Here is a 12,380-nt window from a genome sequence, read left to right on the forward strand (position 1 = left end):
CATGCTGGCGCATGGTCCCCCCCTCTCAAGAGGGGATCGGCGTACAGGAAGTTCCCCTCTTGAGAGGGGGGGACCGCTCGCCAGAGCGGTGGGGTGTGTTCCGCCGGTCAGCTTCCCGATTTCTTAACCAACTCCGGGAAGGAACCGGTCCGCCGGCTAGGTCAGGAGACTGGAGGCAACTTTCGCCATCCCACGGTCTTTTTGTTTTTTCTTGCATCGCGCTTTTACCGCGGCCAAAGTAACGGCAATCCCAATCCTAACGTTAGGATTATTGACCAGATAAAACTTCCGGGGGGCCTTCAACGCCTGCTGGGGAACCTTGTCCATTGCCTTTACCAACGATGCAGACTATTCGAACCTTACTCCTCGCCGCGTCCGGAATTCTCACCGGCGCCCTCGTTTCATTCGCCGAAAGTGTTCCGCGTGAGGTCAGCCACTATGATCTCGTTTGGAATTCCCCGAGCTTCAACTCCGCCGGATCGATGCCGATCGGAAACGGTGACGTAGCCCTGAATGTTTGGGTGAACCATAAGGGGGAGATCTGTTTCTACATAGCGAAAGCCGACGCCCTCACGCAAATCAATCGGCTGGTCAAACTGGGGCGGATCCGTCTCGCGCTCGACCCGAATCCGTTTCTCCAAGGTGGCGAAATGACCCAGGCGCTCCGTCTGGCGGACGGACGGATCGAGATCGTCTTTGCCAAAGACGACACCCGGCAGAAGCTTCTGATTTGGCCTGATGCGAATCACCCGCTGGTCCATGTCGAGGCCGAAGGGACTGAGTCGTTCGCCGTCACCGCCACCCTCGAGATTATGCGTCCGGAGCCGCGGACGCTCTCCGGACATGAGGCCCTCAGCGCATTGGAAATCGACCAGCGCAAACTGGAAGGAGCGGATACGCTGGTAGCTACCGGCGATGATACGGTTCTATGGTACCACCGGAACGACTCGATTTGGTTTGAGAACAACCTGCGCAAACAACATTTGGAGGAGTTGATCGGAACGATCGAGGATCCTCTTGCCGACAGAACGTTTGGCGGATTGATTCGCGGTGACGGTTTCGCGGCCGTCGACGACGCCACCTTGCGGGCAGAGCCCGCCACCGAACATCGACTTTCCATCGTTGCCCACACTTCGCGCCCGAAAGAAGTGGATACGTGGAAAGAGGAGATACGCGGGCTCGCCATGAAGTTTCGAGAGAGCGACATCGAGGCGATGCGGGCCGCTCACCGTCGGTATTGGGACCGATTTTGGGAGACATCGTTCGTCCGGATTCGGACGCCGGAGGAAATACCCTTCAATGTGCGTCGGCTGGAGCCGACCCGGGAACCGATTTTTCTTGGGGCCAGTCGAGAAAATCGACGCAAGTTCCGGGGGATACTTGGTGGTGCGGCCATCAGTAACTCGATGGTGTCCGAATCCGTTTTGCGCGAACGGGCGCTCGCCGGTCCGGATCAAGTGCCTGACGGGAACGGATTGGCTGTCGCCTGGCGGTTCAATGAGGCGGCGGAGAGCTATTCGCCCGTCGCGGGAGAGGGTGATTTGACTGCGGTCGTCGAGGGGAAAGTCACCCTTGAGGATGGCGGGATTCGGCTTGGGGAGGAGACCCGGCTCCGGATCGACCAATCTCCAGCGATCAGTCTCACAAGCGGATCATTCACCACCGAATTCTGGGTGAAACTCGCCGACGCGGGTGAAGGCGGATTTTTGCTCGAACGGGGGGATGGCAACCGGTCCCGCGAGTTTTATGTCTCTCTTCCGGCAGCCCCCCACAATCAGGTGGCCCATCTTATCTATCGTGAGAATCCCAACCTGACTTCCCGTTTGGTCGGGGGCACGCTTCATAGTGACTCGGAAGTTCCGTATGGCCGTTGGGTTCACCTCGCCGTGGTTTACGATGGCGATCAAGGGATTATTCGGCATTACATGGACGGACGGGAATTGGCGTCATCCTCTCCCGAATACACTCCGGATTTGGTGGCGCAGCAATGGCACCTCACCCGCATGATGTTTGCCGGCCAGGGGAGGGGAGAAATGCCGATCCGGTTCAACGGCCAGCTCTTCACCTTCGCCTCTGCCGCCTACAACGCGGATTTTCGACGTTGGGGGGGCGGTTACTGGCTCCAGAATACTCGCTTGATGTATTGGCCGATGCTCGCCAGCGGTGATTATGAGCTGATGATGCCGTTTTTCGACATGTATGTGAACGCCCTCGATCTAGCTCGTTATCGGACGCGGCATTATTTCGGTCACGACGGAGCCTACTTTCCGGAGACGATGATGTATTGGGGGACGTATGCGGAAGGCTCATACGGACAAAACAGTTTCGGATTCATCAACAACCCGTGGATTCGTTATTACTACAGCGGAAATCTGGAAGTTCTGGCGATGATGCACGATTACTGGGAGCACACCCGGGATCGGAATTTCCTTCTCGAAAAGTATCTCCCGTTTGCGAAGGAGGTGATCGTATTTTACGATCAGCATCATGAGCGCGACGAGAACGGGCTCATCCGCCTCTATCCCGGACAGGCGCTGGAGACATATCAGGACGCGGCCAATCCGGCCAATGAAATCGCCGGTTTGCGCTACCTCCTGCCGCTTCTCGCCGGACTCCCCGACTGGGCGGTCGACGAGGAGACGCGAGCGTATTGGAAATCCATATACGAGATCCTTCCTCCGCTGCCGACTCGGGAGCTCGCCGACGGGCGTATCGTCCTGGTCGCGGCCGAGGAAAAATTTTCCGACGCCCGCAACTCGGAGAACCCCGAATTGTATTCGATTTTTCCATTTCGAATTTTTGGCATCGGCCATCCGGACCAGGCGCTGGCGAATCTCAGCTTTGCCCGCCGGACGAACCGGTCCGCGTTTTCCTGGCAACAAAGTGACACCCAGGCCGCTCTCCTTGGCCGGACGGAGGACGCAACCGATCTTCTGCTCTCGCGCAGCCGCGGCAATCATTACCGGTTTCCAACGTTCTGGCGGCACGGCAACGATTGGGCGCCCGATGGCTGCCACGCGGGCAATTTTCTCATGACCGCCCAAAGCATGCTCCTCCAGGAAGTGGACGGAGAAATCCTCGTCCTGCCGGCCTGGCCGGAAGATTGGGACGTTCATTTCCGTCTGCGCGCTTCCAACAACACCACGGTGGAGGTCCGCTACGTTGACGGTCAAATTCAGGATTTGCTGGTCACTCCCGAAACCGAAAAGTCCCGATTGCGGGTAATGGTTGGCGACGGGAACGGTAGAATCGCGGGAGGAGCCCATGATTAAGCAAGCCGGATGGTTTTGGCTTCTTTTCATGGCCGCGGGAGGAACCATGCTGGGAGATCGACTGGGTTTGCTCGATGTGCCGATCGATTCGGGGAATCCGGTCGATCGATACAACGTTGTCTGGATGGAGCCGAGCGACGGCTCGGCCGATTCGTTTCCCCTGGGCAACGGTGACATCGGATTGAACGCCTGGGTCGATGGATCCGGCGACCTGCTGTTTTATATTTCCAAAACCGACGCTTGGAGCGAGATCAACCGGCTTCTGAAAGTGGGAAGGGTGAGAGTCTCCCTTTCCCCCAATCCCTTTGCCGACGGCGGGGAGGTCGAACAGGCTTTGCTGCTGCGCGACGGGTCATGCCGGGTGTTACTGCAAAACGGAGACCATAAGCTCGCGCTACGCCTTTGGGTGGATGCCAATCTCCCGGTGGTCCGGGTCGAAGTCGAAGGGACGAGTCCGGTCTTGGTCACGGCCGCCTTGGAGGTCTGGCGTGACCGTGAAAATACGATTTCGGGAGACGAAGCCAACAGCGCCTTGGGGGTTTCGGGGCCGCGGGTGGAAAGTGCCGATGTGGTGGTCGAAACCGGGGCCGATTCCGTGATTTGGTATCATCGCAACGAGTGGAGTTGGTATGCCCGTAACCTCGAGCGGCAACATCTGGCCGATTTCCCGGAGCGGCGTGACCCGTTGCTCTACCGGACATTCGGCGGGCGGCTCGCCGGTGACGGTTTTGCCCGGAACGGACCGGCGATCGAGTCGAAGGCGAAGTCCAAACGCCACGCCTTTGAAATCGTGGTCCTGACCGCGCAGGAGCAAGACGTCGAGAATTGGATCGCTGGAATCGAAGCGCTGGCGGAGAAGGTGGCGGAAACGCCGGCGGATTTGGCCTGGAGGGAGCATGTCGAGTATTGGACGGCTTTCTGGGAGCGTTCGTTTGTTCGAGTCCGCACTCCGGAGGAGGATCCGGTTCCGCCGTATATCGTGCGGGGCAACACGGAGCCGTTTCTCTTGGGGGGTCCGACCGGATGGGACCTTCCATATGAAGGAGGCGTGGCGATGATGCGGATGAGCCGCGGGTTGCTTTCGGCGGAGGAACTGGCCCGCCGCGCGGAATCGATCGACGCGCCGGTCGCCGACGAGAATCTTATCGCCGATTGGCGGTTTCGTTCTCCGGAGCGGGAAATGCGCCCTGTTGCGGGAGATTCTTCCCTGGTGGCGAGGGTGAAGGGACCGGTCCGTTCCACCGGCGACAAAATCGATGGCCTGCAACTCGGTGGTGAAACCTCGTTGTCGATCGATTCGCCCGCGGCGGAGTTGTTCGAACAGCCGTTCACGCTGGAATTTTGGGTGCGGTTGACCGAGGAGGACCGGGGCGGCCGGTTTTTGGACAAAACCACGCCCGCTCGGACGGACGAGTTGCAAATCGACATTCCGGGCGATCGGGTTGTGCGATTTCGGACCACGAAACCCCATATCGGCCGGGGGGTGCTTCCACTGGGAGAGTGGGGCCACTTCGCGGTGCAATACGATCCGGACGCCCGGACGAAGACGATCGTTCTGCCTGAGCGGGAACCCCGTGTGCAAACCTACCGCGATCCGCAACCGTACAGTCGCGATTTGCTCGCTCAGCAATGGCATCTCCAGCGTTTCCTCAGCGCTGCCGGGGGAAGGGGAGCGCAACCGATCAAGTTCAACGGATCGATCTTCACGTTTGCTCATCCGGACGACGGTCTCAACGCCGATTACCGCCGATGGGGCGGGTCTTACTGGTTCCAAAACACCCGCCTGATGTATTGGCCGATGCTTGCCAGTGGGGATTATGATCTGATGCGTCCGTTGTTCGGGATGTTCGTCGACGCGCTGCCGCTGGCCCGATATCGGACAGAACATTACTACGAGATCGAAGGGGGGGCTTATTTTCCGGAAACGATCACATTTTGGGGCACTTATAAAGACGACGATTATGGCGGTCCCGGACGAGAGCGGGGGGATGTCCGCAGTCCATGGATACGTTATTTCTACAGCGGCAATCTCGAGCTATTGGCGATGATGCTCGACTTCTGGGAGCACACCGGCGACCGGGAGTTTCTACAGAACGAATTGGTTCCGTTGGCGGAAGGATTCCTGCGCTTCTATTATGGACGCACCGGCCGTGATGAGCAGGGACGAATCCTGTTTTATCCCTCCCAGGCGTTGGAGACTTTCCAGGAGGCGAAGAATCCGGCCAATGAAATCGCCGGATTGAAGTGGGTTCTTCCCTTGCTGATCGATCTTCCTGAATGGGCGGTGAATGAGGAGACCCGCGCTTTCTGGCGCGATTTCCTGGGGAAGTTGCCTCCTCTGCCCAGGCAGGAAGGGACCGACGGCCGAGTGACGCTCGCCGGAGCCGAGGAGATCTTCCAGCCGGCGCGGAATTCCGAAAACCCGGAACTCTACGCGGTCTTTCCCTTCCGGCTGTTTGGGTTGAACCGCCCCGAGCTGGAGCTTGCCCGGGAGACATTTCTCCAGCGGCAAAACGTGGTCGCTTTCGGCTGGCAGCAAAGCGATTCCCAAGCCGCGCTTCTGGGGATGGGCGATCACGCCGAGGAGTTGTTGCTGCACCGAAACCGGTTGGTCGATTACAAGTTTCCGATTTATTGGGGGCCGAACAACGATTGGACGCCCGACCAATGTCACGGCGGCAATCTCCTCCACGCTCTACAGTTGATGGCGCTGCAGGAAGTCGACGGAGAGATCCTCGTCCTTCCAGCCTGGCCGAGTGGTTGGGACGTCCATTTTCGGTTGCACGCTTCCAACAATACCACCGTGGAAGTCCGTTATGTCGACGGGCGGATCGAGGAGTTGTCGGTCACTCCCGAAACGGAGAAGGGACGCCTGCGGTTGGTGGGAAGCGCAAAACGGGACTGACCGTAACGCGGGGGGCGGGGCTCCGTTTTAATATGGTCGGACCGGTCAGCTTCCGGGTTTTTCGACCGGTTTGGCGGCCAACTCCGGGGGGAGTTGGTCGGCCGGGTAGGTCGGGAAGCTGAGGCGGATCAGGCTGAACCAGGGAATGTCGAAGGAGGTGTTTCCGTCGCTGCGGTCGACCATGACCGCCAGTCCGGCGGGAGTGCCGCCCGCTTGGCGGACGATCTCGATCGCTTCCTGGGCGCGCCCGCCGCGGGTGATGACATCCTCGACCACCAGGACCTTTTCCCCCGGGCTGAGGCGGAAGCCGCGGCGCAAGGCGAGCCGGTCGTTCACTTTCTCGGCGAAGATGTAGCGGGATTTGGACTGGCGGGCCACTTCCTGGCCAATCACCAATCCTCCCATGGCCGGAGCTAGGACGGTGGAGAATTCGATGTTCTCAAGTTGCCGGATCAATAATTCCGCCAGTCTTTCGACATGATTCATGTATTGGCAAACCTGGGCGCATTGGAAAAAATGCTCGCTGTGGAGCCCGGACCTCAGCACGAAATGCCCGGTCAGCAACGCCTTGGATTCCTTGAAAATCGATAATACCTCTTCCTGATGATCATTCATGAGCCCGGTCAGAATTGAGGACTCTGCGGAAAATGCCGAGTTCAATTTTCGGGGGAGGAGAGTGGGATAACATGCGGGCGGAGCCGGGACGGCCCTGGGCCTTTGGGATCAGAGGCCGGATTCAGCGAGGCGGGTTTCGGCTTCGGGGAAGGTGATTTGGTGGCGGTGGACGAGGAGGGAGAGGGCGACGGGGGAGGGATAGGTTTGGCCGGATTTCATCCGGGGGGCGACGTAGGCGAGGCAGTCGTGGAGGAGAAGGCAGGCTTGTTCGTAATCAAGAGGGGTGAGCATTTGGAGGTAACGGATGGAGCGATCGATCAACTTCAAGTTAGCCGGGACCACCGAGATCATGACGTTGTCGAGCACCCGGCCGAGGCGGACCATCGTCACGGTGGAGAGGGCGTTAAGAAGCATTTTGGCCCCGGCGCGGCGGGGGCCGTGCAGGAGGGAATCGTCCGACGGAAGGGGGATGAGTATCCGTTGCGCGGGTACGGTCCAGGAGTCGAGGAAGGTGTCGAGTTCGGCGATGGCGTCGGAGGTGCCGAGAAAAACGATGGAGGGGGTGGCGCCGTGGGAGTGGGCGCTTTCGAGTTGGCGGCGGTAAAAGCCGCTGGGATCCGTCAGAGCGGGCAGTTCGTCGGCGGTGAGGATGGCGGTGGCGCCGTCGCCGGGGCGGAATTCGCGGAAGGGAAGGCCGTCGGCGCCGATGCGGAAGCGGAGAATTTCGTCGCGACTGATGTTCCGCATGATCCGATCCTGACGGTCGAGGTCGGCCTCGCCGATCAGGCGGCGGATGGTTTCTCTCGACCATTCGACCGGCTGAAGGTCGCGCTTGAGGAGTGACCGCCAGGCCTCGGAGGTGGTGGGTTCGGGGAGGAAAAGGAAGGACCAGCTTTCGGAGGCGGCGGGGTCGTCGAATTTTTTGAAGGCCGGGATGCAGAACGTCGGGGAACGTTCGGTGGTGTCGGTGAGGACGTCGATGGCGAGGCGGTCGGCGAAGTAATTGTTGCGGCGGTGGGCGCGGTAAATGGTTTCTTCGGTTTCGACCAGGCGGGCGAGAGCCTCGCGGACCGGGGCGGAGCGAAGGGTGGCGTGGATCTCCTCCAACGACCGGAGGAAGGCGTCGGGGATTTCGGCGACGGCCGCGGGGGAGTCGTCGGCGAGGAGGCGGGCGGTCATTTCCAGGAGGGTGGTCATGACGCAGAGCTGGATGCTGGTCGCCTGCATCCGGGTGGAACCGGTGATCGCCATCGGTCCGGTGGTGAGGTTGATCTTTTCGATCCTTGGCTCGTCGATGATTTCGCGGCTGCGTTCCACGGTCTCGCGAAGAAGGTGGTCGGGATTGTTGTAAACGAAGTGAACCTTCGCTCCCGCTTCGACGGCTCGCCAGGCGGTTCCGATGACGAAAGAAGTTTCGCCGCCCTCGGTGATGGCGAAGACGGTGTCGGCGGCGGAAACGCCGAGGTCTTCGATTTGTTGTTTGCCGAAGGCGGTGTAATCTTCGAAGCCTTCGACCGATTTGATCAAGGCGAAGTCGCCGCCTGCCATGACGCTGAAGGCGCGGTATTCCCAGTCGCGGGCGGCGGCCTGGTGTTGGCAGAAGTCGCGCCAGATGGCGGCGAGTTGGATGCTGAGCCGACCGGTGGCGCCGCAACCGGTGAAGAAAACCTTGCCGCCGTCCCGCAGACGTTGGGCGAGGGTCGTGGCGATACGGAGCGGGGCGTCGCCGTCGGCCCAGGTGTGGAAGGTGGCGAGGACGTCGCGGTCGACGTCGAAAAGCAAGTCGAGTGCCTCCGGAATCGACCGGGAGGCGGTGCGGCTCAGCGCACGGCTCCGCGGATGGGGTTGCTCGGTGACGAGGCGTCCGAGTTTGAATTGGTCGGCAATGCGGAGAAAGTCAGCGGCCGGGTTCAAGGTTCAAGGTTCCGGTATGGGGGGGAAGTTGGTGTTCCGCATTTATGCGGTCCGGCTCTGTCTGGTCCGTTGGAAATGTTGGTGCTCGGCACGGAGCCGGGACGCCCCCGCCACTTTGTCAGGAAAAGACCGGCTGAAGCCGGGACTCCAACGAATCCGCGGCGACTTCGGACGATAGTTGGGTCCCGTCCGAAAAGGGTTCGCAGCGACCGGACCGGCCTGGAAACACACCCCACCGCTCTAGCGAGCGGTCCCCCCTCTCAAGAGGGGATCTTTTTGCAAACCATTCCCCTCTTGAGAGGGGGGACCATGCGCGAGCATGGTGGGGTGTGTCCCCGCTGTTTCAGCCAAGCGAACGGCCGCAACCCTTTTCGGATACCCTTTAGTTGGAGTTCCGCATTTATGCGGTCCGGCTCCGTCTGGTCCGTTGGGAGCTTGGTGCTCGGCGCGGAGCCGGGACGGCCCCGCCACTTTGTGCTCCAGCAATGGACCGCGGGCCTTCATCATTCTCTTCAGAGGTATTTGTTGATGTCGGGGATTTGTTTGGCGCGACGACCGGAGGGGAGGCGGTGGAGGTAGGGGTCGCCGGTTTCTTCCCCTTCGGTGGCATCCTCATCCTCTTCGTCCTCTTCAAGGACCGGGAGTTCGTCGAAAATCAGGGAGATGCGGCGGGGTTCGGGTTCGAGGATCAGGGCCGGGTTGCGGGTCTTGTTTCCTTTGACCTGCTCGAAATGACACGGGTAATGCTGGTCCTTTTTGAAGTGGTCGATGAATTCGTTGAGCCACTTTTGAGGGACTTCTTCGCGGCGGTTGACCAGGACGATGTCCGAAAAATGGATACAGGCTTCGTACCAGCGGAGGAGTTCCTTGTGTTCCACTCCGAGTTGGGCGTGGACGACGGTGATGACGCGGGCGAGTTCGACCGGTTGTTCGGCGAGCCAGATGGAAAAGGCTTCGACTTGGTCAACCGGGTTGCCCCGTCCGTCGGCGATCAGGAAGATATGGGTGAACTCGGGGGGGATGACGAGGTTGATTTCGTTGCCGTCCCAATGCCAACTGCCGACGGTGACGTTTTCGCCAGCCTGTTGTTCCAATTCGGCGAGGGCGGTCTCGGCGTCGGAGATCAGGACCAGCGGGCGGGCTTCCTTGTCGAGCCCATTGTGGATGAGATCGAGCAGGAGATCGCGGCGGCCGGAGCCGGGGGCTCCGAGCATGAAATAAATGAACGGTGTTTCGGCCATGGTCTTAAAATTTGAAGGTTTGGGTTTGGGCGGCGTGACGCATCCAGTGGTCGATGAGGACCAGGGCGGTCATCGCCTCGACGATCGGGACGGCGCGGGGGACGACGCACGGATCGTGGCGGCCGCGTCCGATCAACTCGGTTTCCTGTCCGTCGGTGTCGACGGTTTGCTGGGGTTGAAGAATGGTGGCGGTCGGTTTGAAGGCGACCCGGAAGACGAGTTCCTCGCCGCTGCTGATGCCGCCGAGGACCCCGCCGGCGCGGTTGGAGCGGGTGCGGACTCGTCCCTCGCGGATGGTGAAAGAGTCGTTGTGTTCGGAGCCCTTGAGTTGGGTTCCGGCAAAACCGCTGCCGATCTCGAACCCCTTGGTGGCGGGGAGGGAGAGCATCGCTTTGGCGAGATCGGCTTCGAGGCGGTCGAAGACCGGTTCGCCGAGGCCGACCGGGAGGTTGCGGACGCGGCATTCGATAACGCCCCCGACGGAGTCGCCTTTCGAGCGGACCTCTTTGATCCGGGCGATCATCCGTTCGGCGGTGGCGGGGTCGGGGCAGCGGACCGGGGTGGCGTCGACGATTTCGCGGGTCGGGAAGGCCTCGAGCGGCGGCATTTCGATATCGTGGACCCGCGTGATGAAGGCGCTGATCTCGGTGTCGCCCTGGAGGCGGAGAATCTTTTGGGCGATGGCGCCGGCGGCGACCCGGCCGATGGTTTCGCGGGCGGAGGAGCGGCCGCCTCCCTCGTGGTTGCGGATGCCGAATTTCTGTTGGTAGGTGAAGTCGGCGTGGGAGGGGCGGAATTTGTCCCGCATCTCGGCATAGGCACCGGGCCGTTGGTCGGCGTTCGGCACGGTCATGGCGATCGGGGTGCCGGTGGTTTTTCCTTCGAAGACGCCGGAAACGATGGTGACGCGGTCGGTTTCCTTGCGGGGAGTGACGATATCGCTTTGTCCCGGGCGGCGGCGGTCGAGTTCGGGCTGGATGTCGGCCTCGCTGAGGGGGAGGCCGGGAGGGCAGCCGTCGACGACGACGCCGATGCCGCCGCCGTGGCTTTCGCCCCAAGTGCTGATGGTGAACAATTTGCCGAAACTGTTAGGCATGGGAGAGGGCCCCGGCCGGGAGGCCGGGGCAATAGACGATAGACGATAGCTAAGGCTTGTGAGCGCTAGACGGTGGGGAAGCCGGGGATCAGATTTTGCCGGCTTTGCGAGATTCTATCAGTTTGTAGAAATCGATGAACAGCGGGTCGGCGTCGTTGGGGCCGGGGGCCGCTTCCGGGTGGTATTGGACGGTGAAAACCGGGAGGGACTTGTGGCGGAGGCCCTCGACGGTCTGGTCGTTGAGATTGATCTCGGTGACGATGGCTCCCCGTTTTTCGACGCTCTTGCTGTCGGCGGCGAATCCGTGGTTTTGGGAGGTGATCGAGACCTTGCCGGTTTCGAGATTCTTGACCGGCTGGTTGCCGCCGCGGTGGCCGAATTTCAATTTGAAGGTTTCGGCTCCGATGGCATGGGTGACGACCTGGTGCCCGAGGCAAATGCCGAACGTCGGGTATTTCTCGATCAATTTGGCGACGTTTTGGTGGATCGCCCGGATGGCGGAAGGGTCGCCGGGGCCGTTGGAGAGGAAGATGCCGTCGGGCTGGAGTTCCTCGACCTGTTCGGGTGAGGCGTTGGCCGGGACGACGAAGACGTCGAACCCGTGGTTTTGGAGTTTGCGGAAAATGGAATGTTTGGCCCCGAGGTCGAAGGCGGCGACGCGGAACGCCTTTTGGGGGCGGGGGATCGGGTTGAGGTTGGTCCCTTCGACGGTGAACGGAAGGCTTTGGGTGCCGTCGGGATCCCACTGGTAGGGTTCGCTGCAGGTGACCTCTTTGACGTAGTCGATGCCGAGGAGGCCGGTCCAGTCGCGGGCGCGTTGGATCGCTTCTTCGTCGCTGATCTCCTCGGTGCTGAGGCAGGCCTTCATGGCGCCGCTGACCCGGAGCATTTTGGTGACGGCGCGGGTGTCGATCTCCTGGAGACCGGGGATTTTGTATTCCTTGAGGTAATCCTCCAGGGATTGGCGGCTGCGCCAGTTGCTGGTGACCGGGCTGAGTTCGCGGATGACGAACCCGGCGACTTTGGGGGAGTCGGACTCCTGGTCTTCCGGATTGATCCCGTAATTCCCGATCTGGGGGGAAGTCATCGTCACGATCTGGGCGAAGTAGGACGGGTCGGTGAGGACCTCCTGATAGCCAGTCATGCTGGTGTTAAAGACCGCTTCGCCGACCACGGTCGTTTCGTGACCGAAGGGAAGGCCGCGGAATATTGCTCCGTTTTCGAGTGCCAGAACACCTGTTCTCAATTTCGCCATGGTGTTCCAAGGAAACGTATTCGGGCGGCGCTGTAAACAAATTGTTGGTGTTTTAGCCGGGTCTTTTGTAAGTTGGAGGGAA

7 protein-coding genes are annotated in these 12,380 nt (G+C 60.7%); 2 read left to right on the top strand and 5 right to left on the bottom strand.

What is annotated here, in order from left to right; all coding sequences use genetic code 11:
* Positions 1-341 precede the first annotated feature (341 nt).
* Together ACWUI2_RS12355 and ACWUI2_RS12360 are read left to right on the top strand one after the other, a co-directional pair.
* Positions 342-3,272, top strand: coding sequence for a DUF5703 domain-containing protein (locus tag ACWUI2_RS12355; protein ID WP_486983154.1), 2,931 nt, complete (start codon positions 342-344; stop codon positions 3,270-3,272).
* The gene (locus ACWUI2_RS12360; RefSeq protein ID WP_486983155.1) at positions 3,265-6,177 is read left to right on the top strand and encodes a DUF5703 domain-containing protein; all 2,913 of its coding nucleotides are present in this window, start codon (positions 3,265-3,267) and stop codon (positions 6,175-6,177) included. The genes ACWUI2_RS12355 and ACWUI2_RS12360 overlap by 8 nt, the downstream gene beginning before the upstream one ends.
* Positions 6,178-6,222: 45 nt before the next feature.
* On the opposite strand, the gene pyrE is transcribed toward ACWUI2_RS12360, so the two are convergent.
* The 5 genes from pyrE to carA all read right to left on the bottom strand — a co-directional run bounded on the left by pyrE (position 6,223) and on the right by carA (position 12,298).
* Positions 6,223-6,792, bottom strand: a complete 570-nt coding sequence (gene pyrE / locus ACWUI2_RS12365; protein WP_486983156.1) for an orotate phosphoribosyltransferase — start codon at positions 6,790-6,792, stop codon at positions 6,223-6,225.
* A 108-nt stretch (positions 6,793-6,900) separates the two neighbouring features.
* Positions 6,901-8,706 carry a hypothetical protein gene (locus tag ACWUI2_RS12370; protein WP_486983157.1) on the bottom strand — a complete coding sequence of 602 codons (1,806 nt, stop codon included), beginning with the start codon at positions 8,704-8,706 and terminating at the stop codon, positions 6,901-6,903.
* Between the two features lie 512 nt (positions 8,707-9,218).
* A complete protein-coding gene (locus ACWUI2_RS12375) occupies positions 9,219-9,947 on the bottom strand; it encodes a hypothetical protein (protein ID WP_486983158.1) in 729 nt (242 codons plus the stop codon).
* A gap of 4 nt (positions 9,948-9,951) precedes the next feature.
* Positions 9,952-11,043 carry a chorismate synthase gene (gene aroC, locus ACWUI2_RS12380; RefSeq protein ID WP_486983159.1) on the bottom strand — a complete coding sequence of 364 codons (1,092 nt, stop codon included), beginning with the start codon at positions 11,041-11,043 and terminating at the stop codon, positions 9,952-9,954.
* An 88-nt stretch (positions 11,044-11,131) separates the two neighbouring features.
* Positions 11,132-12,298, bottom strand: a complete 1,167-nt coding sequence (gene carA / locus ACWUI2_RS12385) for a glutamine-hydrolyzing carbamoyl-phosphate synthase small subunit (RefSeq protein WP_486983160.1) — start codon at positions 12,296-12,298, stop codon at positions 11,132-11,134.
* Between the last annotated feature and the right edge of the window lie 82 nt (positions 12,299-12,380).

This window comes from Verruconatronum alginivorum (assembly GCF_056590205.1).